Origin of the sequence: Embleya sp. AB8 (genome assembly GCF_049739465.1) — a bacterium.
Classification (GTDB): Bacteria; Actinomycetota; Actinomycetes; order Streptomycetales; family Streptomycetaceae; genus Embleya.
Genome location: NZ_JBMHHY010000005.1, coordinates 316,852 through 341,985, shown reverse-complemented (window position 1 = coordinate 341,985; position 25,134 = coordinate 316,852). Strand labels below are relative to the sequence as shown.

The 25,134-nt window shown below is 72.3% G+C and carries 18 protein-coding genes; 9 read left to right on the top strand and 9 right to left on the bottom strand.

Annotation, left to right across the window (positions count from 1 at the left end):
* The first annotated feature begins 20 nt into the window (after positions 1–20).
* The 6 genes from ABIA38_RS09840 to ABIA38_RS09815 all read left to right on the top strand — a co-directional run bounded on the left by ABIA38_RS09840 (position 21) and on the right by ABIA38_RS09815 (position 7,422).
* Positions 21–2,174, top strand: coding sequence for a hydantoinase/oxoprolinase family protein (locus ABIA38_RS09840; RefSeq protein WP_424638116.1), 2,154 nt, complete (start codon positions 21–23; stop codon positions 2,172–2,174).
* Positions 2,171–3,760: a hydantoinase B/oxoprolinase family protein gene (locus ABIA38_RS09835; protein WP_424638115.1), complete on the top strand. Its 1,590-nt coding sequence runs from the start codon at positions 2,171–2,173 to the stop codon at positions 3,758–3,760. The genes ABIA38_RS09840 and ABIA38_RS09835 overlap by 4 nt, the downstream gene beginning before the upstream one ends.
* 265 nt (positions 3,761–4,025) lie before the next feature.
* Positions 4,026–5,567, top strand: a complete 1,542-nt coding sequence (locus ABIA38_RS09830) for a class I adenylate-forming enzyme family protein (protein WP_424638114.1) — start codon at positions 4,026–4,028, stop codon at positions 5,565–5,567.
* The gene (locus ABIA38_RS09825) at positions 5,564–6,223 is read left to right on the top strand and encodes an RraA family protein (RefSeq protein WP_424638113.1); all 660 of its coding nucleotides are present in this window, start codon (positions 5,564–5,566) and stop codon (positions 6,221–6,223) included. Before ABIA38_RS09830 ends, ABIA38_RS09825 begins: the two co-directional genes overlap by 4 nt.
* Before the next feature lie 607 nt (positions 6,224–6,830).
* Positions 6,831–6,962, top strand: a complete 132-nt coding sequence (locus tag ABIA38_RS09820) for a hypothetical protein (RefSeq protein WP_424638112.1) — start codon at positions 6,831–6,833, stop codon at positions 6,960–6,962.
* An 88-nt stretch (positions 6,963–7,050) separates the two neighbouring features.
* A complete protein-coding gene (locus tag ABIA38_RS09815; protein ID WP_424638111.1) occupies positions 7,051–7,422 on the top strand; it encodes a hypothetical protein in 372 nt (123 codons plus the stop codon).
* 68 nt (positions 7,423–7,490) lie between these two features.
* On the opposite strand, the gene ABIA38_RS09810 is transcribed toward ABIA38_RS09815, so the two are convergent.
* From ABIA38_RS09810 to ABIA38_RS09790, 5 genes are all read right to left on the bottom strand, one after another.
* Entirely contained in the window at positions 7,491–8,174 is a 684-nt protein-coding gene (locus ABIA38_RS09810; RefSeq protein WP_424638110.1) for a response regulator, read from the bottom strand.
* Positions 8,171–9,517, bottom strand: a complete 1,347-nt coding sequence (locus tag ABIA38_RS09805) for a sensor histidine kinase (protein WP_424638109.1) — start codon at positions 9,515–9,517, stop codon at positions 8,171–8,173. Before ABIA38_RS09805 ends, ABIA38_RS09810 begins: the two co-directional genes overlap by 4 nt.
* Before the next feature lie 97 nt (positions 9,518–9,614).
* Positions 9,615–10,466 (bottom strand): ABC transporter permease, encoded by an 852-nt coding sequence (locus tag ABIA38_RS09800; RefSeq protein WP_424638108.1) that lies wholly within the window; start codon positions 10,464–10,466, stop codon positions 9,615–9,617.
* Positions 10,463–11,395 carry an ABC transporter ATP-binding protein gene (locus tag ABIA38_RS09795; RefSeq protein WP_424638107.1) on the bottom strand — a complete coding sequence of 311 codons (933 nt, stop codon included), beginning with the start codon at positions 11,393–11,395 and terminating at the stop codon, positions 10,463–10,465. The genes ABIA38_RS09800 and ABIA38_RS09795 overlap by 4 nt, the downstream gene beginning before the upstream one ends.
* 316 nt (positions 11,396–11,711) lie before the next feature.
* A complete protein-coding gene (locus tag ABIA38_RS09790; RefSeq protein WP_424638106.1) occupies positions 11,712–12,968 on the bottom strand; it encodes an aminotransferase class I/II-fold pyridoxal phosphate-dependent enzyme in 1,257 nt (418 codons plus the stop codon).
* Positions 12,969–13,418: 450 nt separating this feature from the next.
* Here ABIA38_RS09790 and ABIA38_RS09785 point away from each other — a divergent pair, with 450 nt between their 5' ends.
* The gene (locus ABIA38_RS09785; protein ID WP_424638105.1) at positions 13,419–14,507 is read left to right on the top strand and encodes a magnesium and cobalt transport protein CorA; all 1,089 of its coding nucleotides are present in this window, start codon (positions 13,419–13,421) and stop codon (positions 14,505–14,507) included.
* 61 nt (positions 14,508–14,568) lie between these two features.
* On the opposite strand, the gene ABIA38_RS09780 is transcribed toward ABIA38_RS09785, so the two are convergent.
* Positions 14,569–16,104 carry a hypothetical protein gene (locus ABIA38_RS09780; RefSeq protein ID WP_424638104.1) on the bottom strand — a complete coding sequence of 512 codons (1,536 nt, stop codon included), beginning with the start codon at positions 16,102–16,104 and terminating at the stop codon, positions 14,569–14,571.
* 517 nt (positions 16,105–16,621) lie between these two features.
* Here ABIA38_RS09780 and ABIA38_RS09775 point away from each other — a divergent pair.
* Together ABIA38_RS09775 and ABIA38_RS09770 are read left to right on the top strand one after the other, a co-directional pair.
* A complete protein-coding gene (locus ABIA38_RS09775) occupies positions 16,622–17,530 on the top strand; it encodes a 3-oxoacyl-[acyl-carrier-protein] synthase III C-terminal domain-containing protein (RefSeq protein WP_424638103.1) in 909 nt (302 codons plus the stop codon).
* Between the two features lie 61 nt (positions 17,531–17,591).
* The gene (locus tag ABIA38_RS09770; RefSeq protein WP_424638102.1) at positions 17,592–17,822 is read left to right on the top strand and encodes a hypothetical protein; all 231 of its coding nucleotides are present in this window, start codon (positions 17,592–17,594) and stop codon (positions 17,820–17,822) included.
* A gap of 234 nt (positions 17,823–18,056) precedes the next feature.
* Here the strand turns inward: ABIA38_RS09770 and ABIA38_RS09765 are convergent, their stop codons facing one another.
* From ABIA38_RS09765 to ABIA38_RS09755, 3 genes are all read right to left on the bottom strand, one after another.
* The gene (locus ABIA38_RS09765) at positions 18,057–19,595 is read right to left on the bottom strand and encodes a YfcC family protein (protein WP_424638101.1); all 1,539 of its coding nucleotides are present in this window, start codon (positions 19,593–19,595) and stop codon (positions 18,057–18,059) included.
* Positions 19,596–19,686: 91 nt separating this feature from the next.
* Entirely contained in the window at positions 19,687–21,036 is a 1,350-nt protein-coding gene (locus tag ABIA38_RS09760) for a M20/M25/M40 family metallo-hydrolase (RefSeq protein WP_424638100.1), read from the bottom strand.
* Between the two features lie 314 nt (positions 21,037–21,350).
* Positions 21,351–24,725: a serine hydrolase gene (locus ABIA38_RS09755; RefSeq protein ID WP_424638099.1), complete on the bottom strand. Its 3,375-nt coding sequence runs from the start codon at positions 24,723–24,725 to the stop codon at positions 21,351–21,353.
* Positions 24,726–25,134: the final 409 nt, after the last annotated feature.

Here is a 25,134-nt window from a genome sequence, read left to right as displayed (position 1 = left end):
ATATACAGAGGAGGCCTGACGTGACCGACTGGCGCCTTGCCGTAGACATCGGTGGCACCTTCACCGACGTGGTCCTGTTGGATGCCGACACCGGCCGCGTGGTGGTCGAGAAGACGCTGACCACCCCGTCCGCCCCGCTCGGCGGGGTGCGCGCGGGGGTTACCTCGGCGCTGACCAAGGCCGGGATCACCCCGGCCGACATCACCCGGCCGATCGTGCACGCGACCACGCTGATCACCAACGCCCTGATCGAGGGCAAGACCGGGCGCGCCGCGCTGGTGACCACCTCGGGCTTCGGCGACACGCTGGAGATCCGCAACGAGCACCGGTACGACATGTACGACCTGCAGATCGAGTTCCCGGCCCCGCCGATCCCGCGTGAGCTGGTCTTCGAGATCGACGAGCGCACGATGGCCGACGGCGAGGTCCGTACCGTGCCGGGCGAGGCCGAACTCGACGCGTTGGCCGCGCAGTTGACTGCGAACGAGGTGGAGGCGGTCGCGGTGTGCCTGCTCAACTCGTACGCGAATGCCGCCAACGAGCGGGCGGTTGCCGAGGGGTTGGCCAAGCGGCTCTCGGTTCCGGTGTGCGCGTCGCACGAGGTGACCCCGCAGATCCGCGAGTATCCGCGCATGGTGACCACCGCGTGCAACGCGGCCACGATGCCGGTGATCGGCCCGTATCTGGCCGAGCTCCAGGCCTGGTTGGCGGCGGAGGGCTTCGGCGCCTCGGTGTTGATGATGCTCTCCAACGGCGGCGTGGTCTCCGCGGACGATGCCCGCCGGGTGCCGATTCGACTGGTCGAATCCGGGCCGGCGGCCGGGGCGCTGGCGGGTGTCTGGTACGCCCGACGCCTGGGCGAGGAGCGGCTGTTCTGCTTCGACATGGGTGGCACGACCGCCAAGTCCTGTCTGATCGAGGACTATCGGCCCGAGTTGACCAACGCGTTCGAGGTGGCCCGGGTCTACCGGTTCAAGAAGGGCTCGGGCTACCCGTGCTCGATCCCCTCGGTGGACCTGGTCGAGATCGGCGCGGGCGGCGGCAGCCTGGCCCGGGTCGACGAGTTGGGCCTGCTCAAGGTCGGCCCGGACTCGGCCGGCGCGGACCCGGGCCCGGTCGGTTACGCGCGGGGCGGCACGATCCCGGCCACCACGGACGCGGACCTGGTACTCGGTCTGCTCGACCCGCAGTACTTCCTCGGCGGTGAGATGCCGCTCGATCTGCCCGCCGCGCGCGCCGCGTTCGCACCACTGGCCGAGCGGTTGGGCGGGGGCGCGGACGCCGATCACGTCGCGGTCGGGGTGTACGAGGTGATCAACCAGAACATGGCCGCCTCCGCCCGGATGCACGCGGTCGAGCGCGGCATCGACCTGCGCGGCGTGGCGCTGATCGCGTTCGGCGGCGCCGGGCCGGTGCACGCGTGCGGCGTGGCCACGCTGTTGGAGGCGCCTCGGGTGATCTTCCCGGTCAACGCGAGCGTGTTGTCCGCGTTCGGGACACTGGTCAGTCCGGTACGCATCGACCTGGCCCGGAGCATGGTGCGGACGCTCGACGAGAGCGTCTCGGCCGATCGGGACACGCTGCTCGCGGACATGCGGCAGGAGGCGCGCCGGGTGCTGGCCGCCGCCGGGGCGCAGGCGGACGACGTGAGCTTCCGCTATGGGCTGGACGCCCGGTACGAGGGCCAGGGCAACGAGATCACCCTGTGGGTCGGCGAGGGGGATGCCTGGCCGACCTCGCTCGCGGACACCGTGGAGCAGTTCCACACCGAGTACCAGAAGATCTACGGCCTGCGGATCCCGGACGTGGGCGTCGAGGTGGTCACCTGGCGGGTCGCGGCGTGGTCGGACGCGCCCGGGTTCGAGGTGCCCACGGTGCCGGTCGGCAGCGGTTCGCCGACTCCGAACCGGTATCGCGCGGCGCGCTTCCGGTTGGGTACGCCCGCCGTGGACGTCCCGGTGTATCGCCGGGCCGAACTCGGCGCGGGGCACCGCTTCGACGGGCCCGCGCTGGTCGAGGAGCGGGAGACCACGTCGGTGATCCCGGACGGGTGGACCTGCGAGGTCGCGCCGGACGGGTCGATCGTCGCGACTGCTGTTGTTTCGGGCGCTGTTGCCGGCGCTACTGCCGGTGCTGTTGCCGGCGTTGCCGCCATCGAGGAGGGATCCGCGTGACTCGTACCTTCGACGCGATCGAGTTGGAAGTCCTGTGGGGCTCCCTCGTCGCCACCGTCAATGAGCAGGCCAAGGCACTCCAACGGGCCGCGTTCAGCCCGATCGTGCGCGAGGCGGGCGACCTGGCCAACGCGCTGTTCGACCGGCGGGGGCGGATGGTCGCGCAGGCGGTCACCGGTACGCCGGGGCACATCAACTCGCTGGCCATCGCGTGTCGCAACATCCTGGACCGGCATCCGGTGGACTCGCTCGCGCCCGGCGATGTACTGGTCACCAACGACCCGTATCAGACGGCCGGTCAGCTCCTGGACGTCACTGTCCTGGTGCCGGTGTGGCGCGGCGGTCGGGTGATCGCGTTCTTCGGCTCGACGATCCATCACACCGACGTCGGTGGTTATGGGATCGGCGCGGGCGCGCGGGACGTGTTCGAGGAGGGTCTGTGGATCCCGATCAGCAAGCTCATGGTCGGTGGCGAACGCAACGAGCCGGTCTGGGACTTCGTGCTGGCGAATGTTCGGCAGCCCACGCACATGGCCGGGGACCTGCATGCCCAGATGGCCTCGGGTGAGGTGGGCGCGGCGCGGCTGAAGACGCTGCTCGACGCGTATGCGCTGGCGGACATCGAGGATCTGGGCGACGAGGTGATCCGGCGTTCGGAGGAGGCCACGCGGCGGGCGATCCGGGCGCTCCCGGGCGGGACGTACGAGGCCGCGTCGATCCTGGACCTGGCGGACGGCTCGGAGATCACCATCAAGGTCGCGGTCACCATCGACGCCGAGGCGGGCGAGATCCTGGTGGACTACGCGGGGTCGTCGGGGGCGAGTCCGTTCGGGATCAATGTGGTGAAGAACTACACGCACGCGTATACCACGTTCACGCTGCGCAGCCTGCTCAATCCGGATGTGCCCAACAACGCGGGGTCGTTGGCGCCGATCCGGGTCGAGGCGCCGGTGGGCAGCATCGTCAACGCGGTGTCGCCGGCGCCGTGCACCGCGCGGCACGTGGTGGGCATGTTCCTGCCGATGCCGCTGCTCAACGCGATGTCGCAGGCGTTGCCGGCGGCGGTGATGGCCGAGGGGTCGGCGGCGGTGTGGACCATGCAGGTCAGTGGACACGACGCGGCGGGGAAGCCGTTCATCACCGCGATGTTCACGTACGCGGGTGGGGTGGGGGCGCGGGCGGGCAAGCCGGGGTTGTCCACGACGTCGTATCCGACGGGCGTTTCGGCGGTGCCGCTGGAGGTGGTCGAGGCGTCGGCGCCGATTCGCTTCCTGCGCAAGGAGCTTCGGCGTGGTTCCGGTGGGGCCGGGGCGCAGGAGGGCGGGATGGGACAGACCATCGAGTTCACCGTCGACTCGCCGTCGCCGTGGGTCCTCAACGCGGTCGCGAGCCGGCTGGCGCGCGGCCCGCGCGGCATCTTCGGCGGCGCGGAGGGCGCCACGGGGCGCTTCCTGGTCAACGGGGAGCCGGTCCGCACCCAGGCCCGGATCACACTGCAACCGGGGGACGTGGTGCGGTTGGAGCTGCCGGGTGGGGGTGGGTACGGGACGCCCGTCGCGGGGGCGGAGGCAGCGGCCGCGAGTTGATCGAGGGGCCGGCGCGCGGCCTTGGTCGCGCGCCGGCGTGGGTGCCGTCGAGTGCGGCCTGCGTACCCTCGGGTGCGGCCTGGACCGGGCGGCGGGCCGGGCGCGGCGAGGCCGGGCCGGGCCGGCCCGGGCCGCGCGGGCGCGCAACCTCCGTCGTGCCGACGCCCGTTGCTGCTGCGGCCGGGCCCGGCCCCCGGCGGCCGTGATCGCGTTCGGCCCGGCCTTCCGTCCGTTTCCATCCCCGGTCGATGTCCTGGAGGTCGACATGACATCCGTCCCGCCCACTTTCGCGGCGCGTTGGGCCGCGACCGTGGCTGCCCACCCGCACTCGCCCTTCCTGATCTGGGCGGGGTCCGACGGCGAGACGACTCGTTGGACCTACGCCGAGTTCGATGCCCTGGTGGCCCGGGTGGCCGGTGGGCTGCTTGCGCGCGGCGTCGCGCCCGGTGATCGGGTCGGTATCGCGCTGCGCAACTGCCCGGCCTACGTGGCGCTTTGGCTCGCCCTGGTCCGCGTCGGCGCGGCGATGGTGTGCCACGACCCCTCGGCCCGCACCCCGGAACTGGCCGCGCAGCTGCGCCGGACCGGCGCCCGGCTCGGCTTCTGCGCACCCGAGCGGGCCACCGACTACCGGGCCGCGGCCCGGGACACGGGTACGACCGTGGTCGAGGTGGCCGAGGACGACACCGCTCTGGCGACCCTGCTCGGCCCGCCCGCGACCGTACCCGAGGTCGAGCCCGAGCCGCACGATCTGGCCGGGCTGATGTTCACCTCCGGGACGACCGCCGAGCCGAAGTGTGTGATGGTCACTCAGGCCAACTATGCCTTCGCCGGTGCGGTGATGGCCGCCGCCGCCGAACTCGGGCCCGAGGATCGGCAGTTCGTGGTGTTGCCGATGTTCCATGCCAATGCGCAGTACTACTCGTTCGCGGCGGCGGTTCAGGTGGGTGCGAGTGTGGTGTTGTTGCCTTCGTTTTCGGCGAGCGGCTTCATTGCGCAGGCCGCTCGGCACGGGGTCACCCATCTCAGTCTGTTCGCCGCGCCGATTCGGATGATTCTGGCTCGGACCGGTGGGGCCGGTGGGACCAGTAGGACCGGTGGGGCCGGTGATACTCGGGAGGCGCTCCCCGAACTGCGGGTACGGCACTGCTGGTTCGCGCAAAATGTGACCGACGAGCAGTACGAGCGGTTCGCCGCCCTGCTCGGCGGTTGTCGGCCGCGCCAGTTGTACGGGATGACCGAGACCATCCCGGCGGTGCTGACCAATCCCGCCGCCGCGCCGATCCCGAGCTCGATGGGCCGGCCCACGCCCGGCTGCGTGGTGGCGGTACACGACGGCGAGATCGTGGTCGGCGGCGAGCCGGGGGTGAGCCTGTTCGCCGGTTACCTGGACGATCCGGCCGCGACCGCCGCCGCCTACCGGGACGGCTGGTTCGTCACCGGCGACCGGGCCCGGGTCGACCCCGACGGGCATTTCCGCTTCGCCGGGCGACGCGGCGACGTGCTCAAGGTGGCCGGGGAGAATGTCTCGGTCGTGGAGATCGAGGCCGTACTCGCCGAGCATCCGGCGGTGTTGGAGGCGGCGGTGGTAGGTGTCCCGGACGAGGTGCGCGACGAGGTGCCGGTGGCCTTCGTGGTGGCCGTACCCGAGGCGAACGCAACCGCACTGGACGACCTCGCCGAGTGGTGCGCCGCCCGGCTGGCCAAGGCGAAGCGGCCGGTGCGCTTCGAGCGGGTGGCCGAATTGCCCCGGACCTCGGTGGGCAAGATCCGCAAGTTCCTGCTGACCGAGAGGACTTCCCGATGACCGGTGTCGAACCGTCCGCACTACCCGCCACCGCCGCACTTGCCGATCTGCTCCAACTTCGCGGCTGTGGCGGGTGGTTGACGCCGCCGCTGCGGCCGTTCCATCGGGGTGCGGGCGCGCTGCTCGGGGCGGCCCGTACGGTCCGGATCGCCGCCGGGCCGGGCGGTCACGGGCTCAAGCCGCTGCACGCGCTGCTCGCGGAGGATCTGGCCGGCCGCGTCGTGGTGATCGCCGGCGCCGACGCGGCCCCCGGTGCGGTCTGGGGCGAGATCCTCACCGCCGCCGCACTGGCCCGAGGCGCGATCGGCGCACTGATCGAGGGCAGCGTCCGGGACGTGTCGGCGATACGCCGACTGGGCCTGCGGCTTTGGGCGTTGGCCGAGGCGACGGCCGGCCCCGGCGGCGCGGTACACGTCGCCGAGATCGGCGGCCCACTGGAGATCGCCGGCGTACCCGTCGCGGACGGCGACCCGATCCTGCTCGACGACGGCGGCGCGGTGGCCCTGCCGACGGCCGACGCGGACCGGCTCCTCGCCGACGCGCTCACCTACCATCGCGCGGAGGAGGAGGTCCTGGCCGCCCTGACCGCCGGCCTGCGCCTCCCCCGCGCGTACACCCCCAAGGCCGAGGCGATCACCCGCCTCCGCAACCACTGAGCCGCCGAGCCGCCGAGCCGCCGAGCTGCCGAGCCGCACAGCCGGCCCGTGAGGTACCCCGATCCGATTTGTCGGGGTCCATGTCGGGCCGGCTGTCGGGCATTTCGGCCATCGAGGGCGCGTGTTGTGGCCGACGCGTGAACTCACCGCGTCGAGCCCGGACGACCACTCCCCGAGCACCCGATCGATCCGCCCGTCCCGGCGGCGGTCCGCCGCTGCCCGTGCAACGTTTCCGGTCGCCCATCTCGTGTACTCGGCAAGGACGCACAAGCGTCGGAGCCGGTACGAGAGGTTGCCCACGAATGTCGCCGGACCCGGACGCGTTGTTCGAGGAGTTCGTCACCGCCCGTTACGGCGCGCTGCGGCGCACCGCATACCTGCTGTGCGGGGACTGGCACCTCGCCGAGGACCTGGCACAGTGCGCGTTGATCAAGCTCTACCCCAAGTGGGCCCGGCTCCTCGACCCCGAAACGGCCTACGGCTATGCCCGAACCACGCTCGTCCGCTCTCGAACACCCGTATCTTCGGGGCGAGTTCATTCGCCATCGTCACACCGCAGGGCAAGGTCACCGGCCTGTCGAGTAGCACAGAGGGCAGCGGCTCACCGTTGTCCCTCGACGACCTGTACACGCTCGGCTCCAACCCGCAGGTATTGGCCGTGCTGAAGGACATGCCGACGCAGCCGGTGACCACCGCACCGCCGGCAGCCTCGGACGCGTCGGACATGCCGGCGCCGTAGGTACGCTCCCACTGCGCCCCCGCGGGCAACCCACGCCCACCGCGACCGGATACCCGAAGCCCGCGCCACCGAGAGAAACGAGCACCCCGTGGGATCCAGCTTCTACGTCGGCGCCGACCGCGAGCGGGCCGGACCGTGGACCTTCACCGGAGAGCAGGTCAAGGAGTGCGTTCGACGGCACTGGCCGGACGCCATGGTGAGCAGCGTGTTCGAGAACTTCCTGGAGATCGACGCGGAGCTCGAACCCGGCCGGCGGGCGGAGTTGTCGTTCAACCTGCGGCACGGCGCGTTCTCGTTCGCGGACCGGGAGCCGCTCTCCGCGCCGCTCACCGTCATCCACACGGTCCTGCACGAGCTCGCACCGACGACGCCGGTGGTCCGGTGGATCGACTTCGACGGGGAGCCGACCCGAATGAACCTGGACGGGGGCCTGCAAGGGTTCGTCGACAGTTTTGCCTGACCGACACCGGAGCCCGTGCGGCCCGCCGCCCCGGGCCGCACGCCGCTCGTCCGCACACCGGCCGAGCGTTACTCCGGTCCGGCGCTGTTCGGCCGGGCCAGGCCCAGGTCGTAGGCCAGGATCACGGCCTGGATTCGGTCTCGGGCGGCGATTTTGGCCAGCACTCGGCCGACGTGTGTCTTGACCGTGGACTCGGACAACACCAGTCGGTCGGCGATTTCCGCGTTGGTCCAGCCGCTGCCGATCGCGATCAGGATCTCGTACTCGCGATCGGTGAGCGTGCGCAGGCGCGGGTCCTCGCGCGGGTCGCGGGATTCGGTGTGGGTGGGGAGGTGGTGGGCGTACGCGTCGAGCAGTCGTCGGGTCAGTGCCGGGGCGATCACCGCGTCCCCGGCCGCCACCGCGCGGATCCCGGCCAGCAGTTCCTCCGGGTGCGCGTCCTTGAGCAGGAACCCGCTGGCCCCGGCGCGCAGCGCGGCGTGCGCGTACTCGTCCAGGTCGAACGTGGTCAGCACCAGGACCCGGGACCGCCCGCCCGCCGCGACGATCCGCCGGGTCGCCTCGATGCCGTCCATCCCGGGCATCCGTACGTCCATCAGCACCACGTCGGGCCGCAGTTCGGCGGCCTGGCGGACCGCCTCCGCGCCGTGTGCCGCCTCGCCCGCCACCTCGGTGTCCGGGACGGCTTCCAGCAACATCCGGAAGCCGTAGCGTTGCAGCGGCTGGTCGTCGACGATGAGCACGCTGGTCATGTGGCGACTCCCTGGGCGGGCGCGCCGGGCGTACCGCCGGCGGGCGCGGCGAGGTGGAGGGTGGCCTCCACCGTCCAGCCTCCGCCGGGTCGGGGCCCGGCCAGCACGGTGCCGCCGTACAGCGCGGCGCGTTCGCGCATCCCGGCGAGGCCGTGGCCCTCCTCGGCGGCCGGTTCCGGTCCCGACTCCGGCGGGGCCGCGCTGCCGGCGGGTGGCCCGGTGTCCTGGACCTGGATGCGCAGTTCGGCGTTGCGTACGCTCAGCGCCAGGCGGGCCCGGGTTTGTGGTCCGCCGTGTTTGAGCGAGTTGGTCAGTGCCTCCTGGGCGATCCGATACGCCGCCAGTTGTACGCCTCGATCCAGTGCGCCGACATCGCCGGTGCTGCGGTACTCCACCTCGGGACCGGCCGCCCGGATCCGGCCGCACAGCGCGTCCAGGTCGGCGGTGCCGGGTTGTGGGCTCAGTTCGACCGCGTCGCGTTGTTCGCGCAGCGCGCCGAGCATCCGGCGCAGCTCGCTCAGGGCCTGCCGGCCGGTGTCGGCGATCAGGTCGAGCGCCTCGGGGCCGCGCTCGGGGGCGACCCGGGCCGCGTAGGCGCCGCCGTCGGCGAGGGTGATCATCACGGACAGGTTGTGGCCGACGATGTCGTGCATCTCGCGGGCCACCCGGGTGCGTTCGCCGGCGGCGGCCAGCCTGCTGCGCTGGTCGCGTTCGATCTCCATCCGGGCCGCGTGCTCGCGCAACACCGCGAGTTGGGCTCGCCGGATGCGTACCGCCAGGCCGAGGGCGACGGCCGCGGTCATCGCGCTGAACAGGAAGAACAGCGCCTCGCCGACGGACAGATGGGACCAGATCCGGGCGGCGACCGCGGCCGGTACGGCGATCAGCAGTACGCCGGCCCAGGGCAATCGGCGCAACCGCCCGTGCAGGGCCAGGCTGTACAGCGCGATCAGCAGCGCCACGTCCGCGCGCAGCCAGACGCCGATCGACCACTGGACCAGGAACACCGTCGAGATCGTGACGAAGACCGCGAACGGCGCGCGCCGTCGCCACAGGAGCGGCAACACCAGGCCGACCTGCAACCCGATCGTGGCGGCCAAGGGCACCGTGCGGAAGATGCCGTCCAGTTCCCGGGGGCCACCCCGGTGGGCCAGGTCCTGCGCGCAGAACAGCAGTACGACGGCCAGCACGATGGTCGCGTCCAGGGCCCACGGGTGGGCCCGATCCGCCTGCCGCAACCGGCGACCGAGTCGGGCCGCGCGGACCACGAGTGGATGACTCCACAGCGGGTCGAATACCTCGGTGGCCGGCGCGGCCGGTACGGCGGCGGTGTGGGTGGACACGGGAGTCACCTGTCGATGATGGCCGGTGCCGGGCCGGCGCGGCACCCGAGTGGGGCCGCGCCGGCCCGGCGGGGGCTTGCCGAGACGCCGCGGAGGATCAGGCGTCGGTACGCTTCAGCCGCCACGCCGCGCCGACCAGGACCAGGGCGGCCCAGCCGAGGAAGACCAGCAGGCCGGTCGTGGGCGTCAGGGTATGCGCGTCGTGGTGCACGGCGAACATCGACTGGCCCGCCTCGCTCGGCAGGAACTGCTTGACGTGGTCGTGCCAGGAGCTGGGCAGCAGCGAGACCAGGCCGGGGACCAGCATCAGGCTCGCGACCAGGACCGAGATACCGCCGGCCACCGAGCGCAGCAGCGCGCCGAGCGCGACGCCGATCACCCCGACCAGGCCCAGGTAGAGGGCGCCGCCGAGCAGGCTGCGCAGCGCGCCCGGGTCGCCGATGCCCAGTGCCGCGGGGGTGTTCGCGACGATGTGGCTCGCGATCGGGAAGGTGATGAAGATCCCGACCAGGCCGAGGACCAGGGCGATCACGCCGAAGACCGCGGCCTTGGCCCACAACACCGGCAGCCGGCGCGGTACGCCGACCAGTGTGGAGCGGATCATCCCGGTGGAGTATTCGCCGGCGGCAACCAGTACGCCGAGTACGCCGAGCGCCAACTGGGCGAAGTTGGTCCCGAACAGCGACAGGCTGACCGCCGTGGAATTGGCGAAGTCGCCGTCCATGTGCCGCCCGGAGGAGAACCGGGATTCGTACTGCGCCGCGGCGATCAGCCCGAAGGCGATCAGGAACACCAGGGCCAGGGCCAGGGTGATCCAGGTGGAGCGCAGCGACCACAGCTTGGCCCACTCCGAGCGCAGTACGCGCCGACCGGTGACCTTGTATACCGGGCGGGTGGGCGGCTGCGCGGGTACGTCGGCGGGAGCAGGAGTGGCGGTGAGTGTGCTCATGCGGCGGCCCTCGCGGAGATGTCGGTGGTGCCGTGGTATTCGACCGAGTCCTTGGTCAGCTCCATGAAGGCGGCTTCGAGCGAGACCGACGTGGCGGTCAGCTCGAACAGGGCGATCCCGGCCTCGGCGGCCTTGAGCCCGATCTGACGCGGGGTCAGGCCGACCACGAACAGTTCCTCCTCGCCACCTCGCCCGGTGATCTCCACGCCGGGCCCGGCCAGCACCTCGCGCAGCCGAGCGGGTTCGGCGGTGGCCACCGCGACGGTGTCGCCGCCGGCCCGACGGACCAGGTCGTGCACCGTGGTGTCGGCGAGCAGTCGGCCCTGGCCGACGATGATCAGGTGGTCGGCGACCAGTGCCATCTCGCTCATCAGGTGCGAGGAGACGAATACGGTGCGTCCGTCGGCGGCCAGTCCGGTGAGCAGGTTGCGGATCCACAACACGCCTTCCGGATCCAGGCCGTTGACCGGCTCGTCGAGCATGATCGTGGCCGGGTCGCCGAGCAGCGCGGCGGCGATGCCGAGGCGTTGGCCCATCCCCAGGGAGAACGACTTCGCGCGTTTGTTCGCCACCGATTGCAGGCCGGTGAGCTCGATCACCTCCTCCACGCGGCGGCGCGGGATGCCGTGCGTGTACGCCTGCGCCATCAGGTGGGCGAAGGCGGACCGGCCGGGGTGTACAGACTTCGCTTCCAGGAGTACGCCGACCTCCTGCAACGGGGCACCGTGCTCGGCGTAGTGGCGCCCGTTGACCGTCACCGTGCCGCTCGTGGGGGCGTCGAGACCTACGATCATCCGCATCGTGGTCGATTTGCCCGCGCCGTTGGGGCCCAGGAATCCGGTGACGGTGCCCGGCCTGACCACGAAGTCCAGCCGGTCGACGGCCGTCCTGTCCCCGAAACGCTTCGTCAGTTGTCGTGCCTCGATCATCGCGTCACTCCCGCCTCCGCCGGACTTCCGGCTGCCCGGACCACCTCACCGGCAACGCTAGGAGTCCGGGCGCCGCCCACGGTGGTACCGCGGACTCGATCCATGCGACGGGGGTGGTACCCCGGTACCACGTCCGACACCCGCGTTGCGTGACCGGCCGGTTGGGCTCGGCGGCTCGGGACTGCAAAGACGCGAGACGGTGGAGCCGCGAGGTGCCGGAAACGCGAGAAGCCGCCGGTCACCAACCTGGTGACCGGCGGCTTTCGCTGGGGTGGGGTCCGCTGCCCCTACCCCGGGGCGGTTCTCGTGGTACCGATCAGGCCGCGCCGCCCGCCTCCGCGGCGGCCAGCTTCACGCATACCGCGACGGCCCGCATCGCGCGCCGGACCTCGTCGACGGTGGGGTAGCTGGGGGCGAGCCGGATGTGGTGGTCGCGCGGGTCGTGCCCGCCGGGGAACGCGGCACCGGCCGGGGTCAGCGCGACGCCGACCTCCTTGGCCAGCCGCACCACCTCGGCGGCGCACCCGTCCGGCACCTCCAGGCTGACGAAGTAGCCGCCCTCGGGCCGGGTCCAGGAGGCCACGCCGAGCGAGCCGAGCTCGCGCTCGAGCACCTCGTACACCGCTTCGAAGCGCGGTTCGAGCAGCTCGCGGTGCAGCCCCATGTGTGCGACCACACCGTCGGTGTCACCGAAGAAGCGCACGTGCCGCAACTGGTTGAGCTTGTCCGGGCCGATCGTCTGCTTGGCCAAAAGCCCGGTCAGCCAGGCGGTGTTGGCGGCAGAGGAACCGAAGAACGCGACCCCGGCGCCGGCGTGGGTGATCTTCGAGGTCGAGCCGAAGACGAACGCCCGGTCGGGGTGGCCGGCCTCGGCGCACGCGTCCAGGATCGAGGCCAGTTCCACCGGGGTGTCGGTCAGGTGGTGCACCGCGTAGGCGTTGTCCCAGAAGAGCCGGAAGTCCGGCGCCGCCGTGGGCATCGCGGCCAGTCGGCGAACCGTCTCGTCGCTGTAGCTCTCCCCGGTGGGGTTGCTGTACTTGGGCACGCACCACATGCCCTTGATCCGCGGGTCGGCGGCGACCAGCGCCTCCACCGCGTCCAGGTCCGGGCCCGAGCCGGTGAGCGGGACCGGGACCATGCCGATGCCGAACCGGTCGCACAGCGCGAAGTGCCGGTCGTAGCCGGGCACCGGGCACAGGAACAGCACCTCGGGCTCGTCCACCCAGCGGCGCTCGGCGCCGGGCACCTTGGACAGCAGCGCGTGTGCGATCACGTCGTGCATCAGGGTCAGGCTGGCGTTGCCGAGCGCCAGGAGCTGCGCGGCCGGCACCTGGAGCAGGTCGGCGAAGATCGCGCGCAGCTCGGGCAGGCCGGTCAGGCCGCCGTAGTTGCGGCAGTCCGTGCCGTCGGCGGCGGTGAAGTCCTTGGCGCCGGGGAGGGTGAGCAGGCCCTCGGCCAGATCGAGCTGTTGCGGCGACGGCTTGCCTCGGGTCAGGTCGAGGCGGAGCCCCTCGGCCGCCAGGGCCGCGTATTCCTCGCGTACGGCCGCGAGGTCGATTTCCGGACTGGACACGGAGCTGAACGGCACGGGATCCCCAAAATAGGCGGAGGCCGCAGGCTCCTGCGGCGAGGCCAATCTAGCAACACGACCGGCGTGCAGCCGAGCCGATTGCCGGGATCCCCGGCTCGGCCGGTGGGGAAATCCGTCGCCACGAAGTGATACTCCAGGTGCGCTCGGTGGCCGTTGATCAGGCTGTGCGAGTCGAGGGAGCGGGTCGGCGCGTCCTCGGCGAGCCGGCCCGAGTAGACCACGGTGCCGAACTCGCCCTCGCCGCACACTGGTTGCCCCCTGGGGTCGACCGAAGCGCACGACGCCGGGCCGCTTCCCGGCCTCGACACCTGCGGCCATCGCCGCGGACCCTACCCAGGGCCGTGCCCGGGCGCGGAGCCCTCGGTGCTCGCACCGGAGGGGGCCGGGCCGCCTACCATCGGGCGGAACGCACCTCGATTCGGGAGTAGGACGATGAGTTCGTGGCGCACGGCCGGGCGGTATCGGCACGGTGGCGGAGCGGTGCCGGCGGCCGAGGGGGCGCGGGTGGCCGCGGCTCGGCATGCGCCCGTGGTGGTGGACTGCGCGCTGTACGACCGGGGTGTACGGCGTCCCGGCGAGGTGGCCCTGCAGGAGGCCCTGGACGCGGCCGAGGCGGGCGAGGACAGCTTCGTCTGGATCGGGCTGCACGAGCCGTTGGCCGAGGACCTGGCCGAGCTCGCCGCCGCCTTCGATCTGCATCCGCTCGCCGTGGAGGACGCGGTCGAGGCGCATCAGCGGCCCAAGCTGGAGCGCTACGACGACACGTTGTTCCTGGTGCTGAAGACGATCGTCTACGTCGAGCACGACGCGCTCACCGCGACCAGCGAGGTGGTGGACACCGGCGAGCTCATGGTCTTCGCGGGGGCGAAGTTCGTCGTGGTGGTCCGGCACGGCAGTGCGCCGCCGCTGACCGATCTGCGCCGGGAGTTGGAGGCCGATCCGGCGATGCTGGCGCACGGTCCGGCGGCGGTCGTACACGCGATCACCGACCGGGTCGTGGACGACTACCTGCTCGTGGCGGACAAGGTGGAGAACGACTTCGAACGCCTGGAGGTCGACGTGTTCGCACCGAGGGCGAGCAATGACGCGGAGCGCATCTATCAGCTCAAGCGCGAGCTGATCGAGTTCAAGCGGGCGGTATTGCCGCTGGCCCGCCCGCTGGAGCAGCTCGCCACGGGCGCCCTGCCGGGCGACGGCACCGTGTTCGACGCGTATCTGCGCGACGTCGCCGACCACCTCACCCAGGTCCGCGAACGCCTGGTCGGATTCGACGAGTTGCTCGACAGCATACTGTCGGCGAGCCTGGCCGCGGTGACCGTCCAGCAGAACACCGACATGCGCAAGATCGCCGCCATCGCGGCGATCCTGGCGGCACCCACGCTGATCGTCGGCATCTACGGGATGAACTTCGAGCACATGCCCGAACTGAAATGGTCGTACGGCTACCCGACGGTCCTGGTCGGCATGGCCACGGTCTGCACCGCGATGTTCCGCGCCTTCCGCCGCAACGGGTGGTTGTAGCGGGCGGTGGGTCGACGGCGCCCGCGCCGGGCGGCGGGCTCGGGATGCGTGGCCCCGCCCGTTATGGGTGGGTTCGGGCCATGCCTGCCGGGACCGGGGTCGGGGGTGACGTGGTCGCCGGGAGCAGGGTGCGGTCGGGGTGGGTGTCCGGTCCCGGGGCGGTGGGTCGGTGGGCCGGGGGGCGGGGGAAGTGGCGCTTCGCCTGTTCGCCGGTGCGGTATTCGGACAGGCGGGGGCGTACTCCGACCCAGGCCGCGGCGGCGATCAGGGCGGCCAGGAGGGCGGCGATCGGGCCGGCTCCCGAAAGGGCGTCGAGGCCGGCGCCGGCTTCGGCGTCCTGGTGGGTGCGGTTGATGGCGGTCACCGCGTCCAGTGCCTTGGTCAGGTGGTCGAAGGACCAGTTGGATTCGTTCTCCCGATAGCCGGTGGTGAAGTCGATGGCGCCGCGGATGTCGCCGCGGGCCACCATCGTGCGCATCTGGCGGTCGTACAGCTGGTATCGGGCGTACCAGCGCAGCGCCTCCTCGGCCGCCGCCCGCTCGCCGGTGAACGTGATGTTGCGGAACTCGCGGCCGAACTCCCCGCCGAACGGCGGCGGTTGGCCCTTGGCGAAGCCCGGGAAGCCGAGCACCGCGACCCGCAACGCCTCGGCGTAGCCCTCCGGACGGACGCCGTCGAACGTGGCCAGTTCCTGCGACTTCGCCGCGAAGGCCCGTTCCAGTTCCGGCGCCCGCGCGCGGTCCACCAGGAAGCGGCTCTCGTCGCCGTTGGCGTCCCTGACCAGCGCGTTGGCCCGGGTGAGCGCGAGGACCGAGTCGAACGCGTCCTTCTTGGCCACCCGCAGATGGCCCGCCGCGGCGAGTGCGGCACCGGTACCCGTCCAGACCAGCGCCACCGCGACCACGGTTGCGACCAGCATCCCGGGGTTGAGCACCCGCCGGGTCCGCCTCGCCACGTACACCTGCCCGCCGACCAGCACCACGATCGGCAGCAGGCCGAGTACCAGTGACCACCGCCCGAGGTCGTGGGCGCGCCCGTAGGTGTCCTGGTAAGTGCTTTCCACCGCACCTGCGTTCGCCGCCGACAGCCGATCCGCCTCGGGGATCAGGGTGTCCCGCATCAGCGCCGCGGCCTGGCGCAGCAGGGGCAACGCCGGTGAGGCGTCGGTCAGTGCGCGAGCGTCCGACTGCCGGTCCAGGAGCGTCACCTGACCGGCCAGGTTGTCGTACACGCCGACCTTGTCGATCAGGTCCGAGAGGGTGTGCCGGGCATCCGCGCCCGAGATGCCCGCGCCGGTCTCCTCGATCGCGTCGCCGAGCGCCTTGCGGTCGGCCACATAGTTCGCCGTCGCCCGGTCCCGGTCGAAGCCGAGCCCTCGCTCGTCGCCCACCAGCACCGTGTTGGCCAGTTCGGCGTCCATCCCGGACAACGCCCCGTGCAGCGCGTTGGCCGACACCACCCGGGGCCCGGCGCCTCGGCCGACCACCCGCAGTCCGTCGTCCGCGGCGGAGATCGCCGCGAGCAGCACGCCCACATAGGCGACCAGCAGCACCACAAGGCCCACGAGCAACAGCCGCAACGAAGCCGGCGTGGTCAACCGCCGACGCATCCACCGCCCGCCGAACCCGCTCGCGCCGCCCGGCCCGTCGTGCCGGTTCCCGGCGGCCGGCCAGGCTCGCCACCGCCGGGTGGTCGATCTCGGACCCGAACCCCCGCTGTTCCCCGTACCGCCGCTCCCCCGCATGCCGTCGACGCTAGGCAGTCCGGCCCGGGGCGACGCGAACCCGTATGCGGTACATACGGGTTCGTCGCCGATCCGTACGCATCCTTGACGGCCGCCGGATGTTCGTCGCGTGCGTGCGTCAGAACCGCGTAGGCACCGTCGTCGCGCGCGTCAGGAGCCCGTGAAGGCCGGTCCGCACCGGCCCGGCGGCCCGTAGCGTCGATGACATGGCACGGCCCCCGGGGGCTCGCCCGCGACACGGCGCCTCAACGGCGTGCGCGGGGACGGGACGGACGGCTCCCGGCGGTCGTGCCCGATGCCGCCGGTTCCGATACCGGAGCGCCGGTGTCGGGCGCCGGTGACGGGCGCCGCCGCCGCGAAGGAGAACACGATGAAGGTTACCGACCTGGGCATCGCCGCCGTGGGCAGTTGCACGGCCCCCGCGCCGATGCCGCCCCTGCTGCTGGACGAGGCCGCGTTGCGCGACACGCTGGCCGGGTCCGGGCTGACCGGCTGCGATCTGGACGAGCAGTACTGCCTGCTGTGCGACGAGGCCGCCGCCGGCGCGCCGATCGCGCTGTCCGGGCGGCTGGCCCTGGATCGGGTCGGGGTCGGCCGGATCCACGCCTACCACGCGGTGCACTGTGGCGATCACCCACTGTCCGCACTGGGCACCCTCGCGGCGCACCTCGCGGTCGACCCGGCCGCGCGGCGCGGGATCGTACTGGCCCCGGCGCACGACACCCAACCGGCTGCGGCGGCCCTGATGCTGGAGAAGGGCCTGGGCCGACACCGACTGCTGGCCGTCTCCGTGCGCGAGCCGGTCGCCGGTGTCCGGCCGCGGGTGCGGCTGCCCGCCGCGCCGGCGCGGGTACGGATCACCGCCGGCGCCGGCCCCACGCGCCGTCCGGAGCAGGGCAGGTCGGCGGTGGCCACGATGGTCGACCGGGTCGGCGTGTCCTGGCGGGAGCACCACGGCGAATCGGTCCGGGACACCCCGATCGCGGTCTCCGCGGTGATCGCCCGCACCCTGCGCCAGGCAGGCATCCCGTGGTCGACGATCGACCACGTGGCGCTGCACACGCCGTCCGCCGAGACGAACCGCGCCTTCCGCCGGCACTTCGGCCTACAGCACCACCAGGTCACCGACATCGGGCCGGAGACCGGGCAACCTCGGTCCACGGGACTGCTCATCGCCACCCGGATGGTGCTCGAATCGGACCACCCGACCGGCACCCGCGTACTCCTGACCTCCCTCGGCGGCGACGGCGCGTTGGCTGCCGCCGTGCTGGAGATCTGAGCGGTCCGCTCGTCGAGCCGGTGTCAGGGTTGCCCGCGCCTCGGCGGGTGAGGGTGGCGAAATGCCCAGGCTCGGTGGGGTGTTCGTCTCCATGGATGGGCTTTCCTCGACCGCCGCCGGCAAGGTCTTCGTCGGTCTGCAACTGATCGGCGTGAAAATCCCCGGCTCGGCCGCGTCCGGCGGCGCCGCCGAGCCGGCCCGACTGCCCCGGGCGGCGGCGTCCCGGTCCGCGTGCCGCCCGCCGCCGGCGCCGCGGGTGGCACGGTCGACCCCGGCACCGAGCCCGGCGTGAAGTACCCGCCGGCGCCGGGCCGGGCCGGCAACCGACTCGGCCATGCGGGCGTGCCACCGACCGCGCTGCCGACCGGGCTGCTCGCCCTGCTCCCCACCGGCCCGGCCCTGGCCCCGGCGTTCGGGTCCAGTGCCGGCACCTGGACGGTGCCGGGGTCTGGCGGCTGCCACCGGGCAAGCCAACGGGCTGTCAAGATCGGCCGCCCGTACCGCCGTTCCGGCCCGCCCCCGGCGATCAGGACAGGCCCGAACCCAGCGCGACGAACGCGCAGATCAGTACGAACAGGACGGCCAGCAACGGCGCGGCGAAGCGCAGGTATTGGTTGTAGCCGACCTTGGCCAGCGACACACCACCCATGATCACCGCCGTGGTCGGCACCCACAGGTTCATCCATCCCGACGCGGCCTGCCACGCGGTGACCACCAACGCCCTTGGTACGCCGGCGAAGTCGGCCAGCGGCGCGAGGATCGGCATGGCGAGGGTGGCATGCCCGGAGGTGGACGGGATCAGGAACGCCAGCGGCAGGTTCACCCCGTAGATCAGGATGCCGAACACCGCCGACGAGGTGCCCGAGACCGCGCCCTCCATCGAGTGCAGCACGGTGTCCGTGACCTGGGCGTTGTTCATGATCACGGTGACCCCGCGGGCCAGCATGATGATCAGCGCCGGCGAGACGAAGTCGCCCGCGCCCTGGATGATCGTCTCCGCCAGCTTCTGCTCGCCGAGCCGGGCCAACACCCCGATGAGCACCGCCGCGAGGATGAACATTGCCGCCAACTGGGCGAAGGACCAGTCGAGTTCCCAGCCGTAGGCCTTGGCGTTGGCGTCGCCGGTGAGCACCTGGGCCCACGGGATGATCGAGAAGATCATGAAGACGAAGGTGAGGGTCACCGCGACCAGCACGATCTGGTGGGTGCGGGTCAGCGGCGCCGGTTCGCTGCCGGTGGCCGCCGCGTCCGCCTGTTCGCGATCCCCCGGCAGGAAGCCGACCAGCGAGCGGCTCGGATCGGCCCGGACCCGGCGCGCGTAGCGCACCACGTAGAGGATGGTCACCGTGGTCAATACGACCAGCATCAGCAGCCGCAATACGATCCCGTCGCCCAGCGAGATGGCGGCGGCCGAGGAGGCCACGCCGGTCGCGAAGGGGTTGACCGTCGAGCACAGTACGCCGACCCCGGCGCCCAGGATGATCGCCCCGGTGGCCACCATCCGGTCGTACCCGAGGGCCAGTATCAGCGGCACGATCAGCCCGTAGAACCCGAGCGTCTCCTCGGCGAACCCCTCGACCGAGCCGAGGATGGAGAACACCGTCATGATCGCCACGATCAACACCGCGCCGCGGGTGCGCAGCCGGTGGGCGAGTCGGGCGATGCCACGATCGAGGGCGCCGGTGGCGAAGACCACGGTGATGAACGCGCCGATCGCCAGGACGAACAGGAACACCGCGGCGCTGCCGTACAGATCGCCGGTGTTGTCCGGCGCGACCTGGCCGCTGTGCGCGTCCTTGATCCCGTACAGGCCGTTGACCGGGGACAGGAACAGGTCGTTGAGCCGCTGGGCGAAGTCCTCCGGTGCGCCGGTGTGGTGGTAGCTGCCCTCGACCGGCTTGCCGTCGTCGCCGCGCCGATATTCGCCGGCCGGGATCGCGAACGCCAGCGCCCACACCACGATCGTCACGATCGCCAGCACGGTCAACGCGCTGGGGAAGCGGAACCGGCGTTTGGGCGGGGGTGCTTCGTCCTCGGCCTCGGCCGGGGCCTGATCGGTACTCACGCGCTGCTCCTCGCGGCTGCTGACGAACTCGGGGGCGGGTCGGGCGGATCGAGCGGATCGGCGACCGGGCCGGCGGCCCGGCCCGCCCGGGTCAGCCTCGGCGGAACCGCTCGGCGTACGCGGCGAAGAACGCGGCCTCCGCCACCACCGCGTCGCGCAGTTCGCTCACCAGGACCCGCTCGTTGGGCCCGTGCAGGTTGCACATGCTGTCCTGCGCGCCGAACAGCAGGATTTCCGCCGCCGGTTGGGCCGCCGCCAGGCTGTTGACCAGTGGGATCGAGCCACCGGCCGCGGCGTGTACGGGCTCCGCGCCCCAGGCCGTACGCAGCGCGTCGTGCGCGGCCCGGTAGGCCATTCCGTCGGTGGCCGCGGCGAACCCCGAACCGGGCGCGCCCGTCTGCGTGACGGTGAGTGGTACGCCGAACGGCCGCAACCCCTCCAGGAATTCGATCAACAGGCGCTGTGCCTGCGCCGGATCCTGGGCCGGATGGCAGCGCATGTTGAGCTTGGCCCGGGCGGCCGGTACCACGGCGGACGCGGCCCGCTCGACGGACGGCGCGTCCAGGCCGGTGACGGTGATCGCCGGACCGGACCACAACCGCGAACCCAGATTGCCGGTGCCGATCAGCGGCATCCCCTCGCGCACCCCGGCCAACCGCCGGAACTCCTCCTCACTCCACCCCCCGCCCGACCATTGCTCGCGGCGCAGTCCCGGCACCGCGACATCACCGTCGGCGTCGTGCAGCGCGGCCAGCGCGTGCAGCAGCACGAGCAGCGCGTCGGGCGCCGCGCCGCCGAAGTTGCCGCTGTGTTTGGCCTCTTCGAGGGTGCGTACCTCGACGATCACCTCGACCACGCCGCGCAGCGCCACGGTCAGGGTGCCGGTGCCGGGGCGGATGTTGCCCATGTCCGCGATCACCATCGCGTCGCACCCGAACTCCTCCGGATGCGCCTGGGGGTAGTCGTCGAAGTCGCTGCCGTACTCCTCCTGCCCCTCGAACACGATCCGGATCCCCACCGGCGGCCGTCCGTCGAACGCCCGCAGCGCACCCACGTGCACGATCAGATTCGACTTGTCGTCGGCCACGCCACGTCCGTGGATCGCACCGTCCAGGTCGGTCGGCTCGAACGGCCGAGTCGTCCACAACGCCTCGTCGCCGGCCGGCTGTACGTCGTAATGCCCGTACAACAACACGGTCGGCGCGTCCGGATCCGGCGGCGGGATATACCCGGTGATCACCGGCGCGGTATCCGGCAGCCGCAGCGCGGCGAGGTCCTGAACCCCGGCGTCGCGCAGCAGTTCCACCACCACGTCGTGCGCCTCGTGCACCGGCTCCGGCGGATACCCGGGAAACGCGATCGACGGAATCCGGGTGAGCCGCCGCAACTCCTCGCACAACTCGTCGAGCATCCCGTCGACCCGGGCGGTCAACTCGTCCATCGTGGTACTCCTTGGCCGGGCCGGGTGCGGCACGCCGATCGCGTCACCGCCCCCATGCTCACCCAAAGCGGGCAACCCGCCCCGCTCCGGCACGCGACGCCCGGAGCGCCTCACCCGAGTGGCCGCATCGCACGCACGCCGACCCGGTGCCGCGCCCGGCGAAGTTCACCCCGTCGCGGCGCCCGGCACCAGTGAGCCGGCGGCAACGGCCCTCGGCCACCCGCAAAACGGTCCATCGCCTCGGTGACAGGTCCGAGGCGATGGACCGGGTGGCACCGCGTCACGGGGGAAACGCGGTGTCGGTGGGTGGTGGGTCAGTCCCGTCGCGGACTGATCCGGCCACCCAGGTACAGAAATCGCCCGCCGGATTCGAACGAGGCGAAGATCAGTGGCCGCCAGATCGCCGAGCCGGGCAGGCGGATCGCGAACAGGTCCTCGCCGACCGGGGTCATCGCGAGTTCCTGGATCCGGTCCGGGAGGCTTTCCACCAGCGGTCCGGTCAGCTCCCGGCGCAGCACCAGGCCGTCGGGGGTGGCGAGTACGTCGTCACGTTGGCCGGCGCGTTCGTACCTCCCCACGTAGCGATCGGCGTCGACGGCCGGCGGCCGGGCGGGTGGCCCGAACGGCTCGGGCAGTCGTACGTCGGCCGTCTCGGCGAACAACTCCGCGAACAACTCCGTGGCCAGCTCCTCCGCCTGCCCGCCGTTGGTCAACAGGGCGACGGCCAGGCCCGGTTCGGGCAGCAGCCGGAGGAACGCGGACTGGCCGATGGTGCCGCCGTCGTGGCCCACCCCGTCGTGCCCGTCCCAGTCGAAGCAGCGCCAACCCAGGCCCCAGGACGCGTCGGTGACCGCGACGTCGGGCAACTCGACCTGCCGGTCGCGCATCGCGGCGGTGTGCGAGGCGCCCAGGATCCGGGTGCCGTCCGGGGCCAGGCCGCCGGTCAGGTGCAGTCGGGCGAAGCCGAGCAGGTCCGCCGCGGTGGCGCTGATCAGGCCGGCGGGGCCGAGCGAGCGGGGCAACATCGACACCGGTGCGACCTGGGGCGCACCGCCATTCTCGGACACGTGGCCGACCGCGGCGCTGTGCAGCAGCGCCTCCTCGGGGAGCGTGACGGTGCGGGTCAGGCCCAGCGGGCCGCTCAGCCGTTCGCGCAACACCGCGTCCCACGTCTTGCCGGTGAGGTGTTCGATCACCCGACCGGCCAGCACGAAACCGGAGTTGCAGTACGACCAGGCATCGCCGGGGGCGAACACCTGTTCCGCCTGCGCGAGTTCCGCCACGTAGCGGGCCACGCAGTCGTCGCCCCGGCCGGTGTCGACGAATACGTCGCCGTCGATCCCGCTGGTGTGGGTGAGCAGGTGGCGCATGGTGATCTGCTTGGCCGACTGCGGCTCGGACAGCTTGAGTTCGGGCAGTACCTCGGCCAACGGGCGGTCCAGGTCGAGCAGTCCCGCCTCGACCAGTTGCATGGCCAGGGTGGTGGTCCACACCTTGCTGATCGAGCCGATCTGGAACACCGACTCGGCGGTCACCGGGGCGCCGGTGTTCAGGTTGAGCACCCCGTGGGTGGCCTCGATCAGGTCGTCCGGGCCGTGCTCGTGCGCGTCGACGCGCAGGACGCCGAGGACCGCGCCGGGGACCCGGTGGCGGGCGGCGAGCGTGCCGAGCCGGCGCTGCCAGTGCGCGACGTCCAGGCGGGCGGGCCGGGTGCGGCCGGCGGATCCGGCGTACTGCTCGACCCAGTCGACGATCCGGCGGTTCCAGTCGAGCCGGTGGGTGGGGCGGCCGGAGAGGATGAACAGGTGCGACGCGTCGGGATAGAGCACCAGGCGGGTCGGCACCCGCCGATCGCGCAGCGCGGCGAACCACTGCTGGGCCTGGCCGAGCGGACACCGTACGTCGGCGTCGCCCTGCACGATCAGGGTGGGCGTGTGTACGTCGGCGACCTTGGTCAGCGGGTTCAGCACGGCGATCCGCTCGGGGTTCTCCCAGGGCATGACGCCCAGTTCGCCGCGCGCCAGGTAGGTTCCCGCGTCCGAGGTGCCGGCCAGGCTGGTCAGGTCGCTGACCACGCCGCCGGCCACCGCGGCGGCGAACCGGCGGTCGTGGGCGGTGAGGTAGCAGGTCATGAAGCCGCCGTAGCTGTAGCCGGATACGGCCAGGCGGTGCGGGTCGGCGATGCCCTCGGCGACCAGTTCGTCCAGCGGCTCCAGGAAGTCGGCGGCGTCCGCCTCGCCCCACGCACCGACGGCGCCGGTGAAGAAGTCCTCGCCATAGCCGTCGCTGGCGCGGGGGTTGATCAGCAGGATCGTCCAGCCGCGCGCGGCGAGCACCTGGTGGTAGAGGTGTACCGGGTCGGCCGTACCGCCCCACGCGTTGTGCGGGCCGCCGTGGATGTCCAGGAGCAGCGGGCCCGGGCCGGTCAGTGCCGGGTCCCGGATCAGCCTGGCGTGCACCACGGTTCCGTCGGAGATGGTGAAGCGGCGGTCGATCGGCGCGAGCAGGTCCACGTCCGGGAGGGCCTGCGCGCAGTGGGTGGTGAGCACCCGTTCGGTGCCGTCGGCGGGGTCGACCAGGGCGATCTCGGCGTAGGAGGTGGGGGTGGCCAGCACGATCGCGACGGGGCCGGGGGTTTCGGCCACGGACAGGGCCGAGACGCTGCGGCCGGAGCCGCCGACCACCAGGCGGGTGGCGCCCGATTCGAGGTCGAGGGCGAGCAGGTGGGTGTCCCCGGCCTCCCGTACGCAGACCAGGACTTCGCGTCCCTCGGGGGTCGGCCGGGGCAGTGCGCCGGGGTAGCCGCCGCCGCCCGGCATCACGTTGCGGTCCAATGCGGCGGTGAGGTCTGCGGTCGGGCCGCCGGCGAGCGGTACGCGCAGCAGTCGGAGGTGTCCGGTCGTGGTGTCCGGGCGGCCGACCACGAGGAGCGACTCGCCGTCCGGGGTCCAGCCGACGGGGCCGACCATGCCGTCCGCCGAGCCGACGCGCTCGGCGGGCGTGCCGGGGGTGGTGGGGTCGAGGATGTACGCGGCCGACTTGCCGGTGATGTCGGCGTCCGGGTCGCGACCTGCGGAGAAGGCCAGCCGTCGACCGTCGGGGGACCAGGCCGGCTCACCGGCGTGCCAGTCGCCCTCGGTCAGTTGGGTGACGGTGGCGGCGTCGAGGTCGACCACGTGCAGGTGGCTGCGCAGGGTGCCGAGCAGGCCCGCGCCGTCGATCTGGTAGTCGAGGCGGTCGATGACCAGCGGTGCGCTCGCCCGGGCGGTGCGCGCCGCGTCGTCCTCGTCGGGCGCGGCGTGCATGTCGACCACGGCGGCGAACGCGATCCGCGACCCGTCCGGGCTCCACACCGGCCGGCCGGCGCCCAGCGGCAACCGGGTCAACTGCCGCGCCTCGCCGCCGTCGGCGGGCAGTACCCACAACTGCGGCGGACCGTCGACCGCGCGCAGGAACGCCACGCGGGTGCCGTCCGGCGACCAGTCGGGCGAGCCGTCCGCGGGACCCTCGGTAAGCCGAGCGGGCTCCCCACCCGAGGTCGGCACACGCCACAGACTGCGCGTGTTCCGGTCGGCGTCGGCGTCGACGCCGACCAACGTATAGACCACCTGGGTACCGTCGGGCGAGATCGACGGCTGCTCCGGCAGCGTGATCGCGGTCAGATCATCCAGCCGCAAACGTCGTGTCATGGCTTCCTCCATGCTGGTCGACGGGCCACTCGGCCCGCTGGGCCGTGACGACACGAACGAGGCGCCCGTGGGTTCGGCGGCTCCGGTGGTCCGGCTACGTCTCCCGACCGGTCGCCGAAGCGCCGCACGAAGACCCGAAACCCGCCCGATGTCTCCGGCCCCGACACTAAACCGGCCCGACCCCCCGGCCTTCGTGGCAACGAACCAACCCGGCCACACCTTTCGGTGCGACACCACCAGGCGGCCCCTGGAATGTGGCGGTAGGCGGCCGGTGCCGAGGCCGCGCGGAACCACCGCCGGAACGAACGGCCCGGGCGAGTCGCCACCACGGCCCAGTCGGGGCGGCCAAGGCGGCAACGAACGAAACGATCCGGCGGGCCGGGCGGCGCAGGTCGAGGACGGAGCGGGT

What these genes read in the sequence shown, in the direction of transcription:
- ABIA38_RS09760 (WP_424638100.1), bottom strand. Translation starts at nt 21,036, where the DNA reads ATGGACGAGTTGACCGCCCGGGTCGACGGGATGCTCGACGAGTTGTGC.
- ABIA38_RS09775 (WP_424638103.1), top strand. Translation starts at nt 16,622, where the DNA reads ATGAAGGTTACCGACCTGGGCATCGCCGCCGTGGGCAGTTGCACGGCC.
- ABIA38_RS09795 (WP_424638107.1), bottom strand. Translation starts at nt 11,395, where the DNA reads ATGATCGAGGCACGACAACTGACGAAGCGTTTCGGGGACAGGACGGCC.
- ABIA38_RS09785 (WP_424638105.1), top strand. Translation starts at nt 13,419, where the DNA reads ATGAGTTCGTGGCGCACGGCCGGGCGGTATCGGCACGGTGGCGGAGCG.
- ABIA38_RS09830 (WP_424638114.1), top strand. Translation starts at nt 4,026, where the DNA reads ATGACATCCGTCCCGCCCACTTTCGCGGCGCGTTGGGCCGCGACCGTG.
- ABIA38_RS09755 (WP_424638099.1), bottom strand. Translation starts at nt 24,725, where the DNA reads ATGACACGACGTTTGCGGCTGGATGATCTGACCGCGATCACGCTGCCG.
- ABIA38_RS09825 (WP_424638113.1), top strand. Translation starts at nt 5,564, where the DNA reads ATGACCGGTGTCGAACCGTCCGCACTACCCGCCACCGCCGCACTTGCC.
- ABIA38_RS09800 (WP_424638108.1), bottom strand. Translation starts at nt 10,466, where the DNA reads ATGAGCACACTCACCGCCACTCCTGCTCCCGCCGACGTACCCGCGCAG.
- ABIA38_RS09770 (WP_424638102.1), top strand. Translation starts at nt 17,592, where the DNA reads ATGCCCAGGCTCGGTGGGGTGTTCGTCTCCATGGATGGGCTTTCCTCG.
- ABIA38_RS09810 (WP_424638110.1), bottom strand. Translation starts at nt 8,174, where the DNA reads ATGACCAGCGTGCTCATCGTCGACGACCAGCCGCTGCAACGCTACGGC.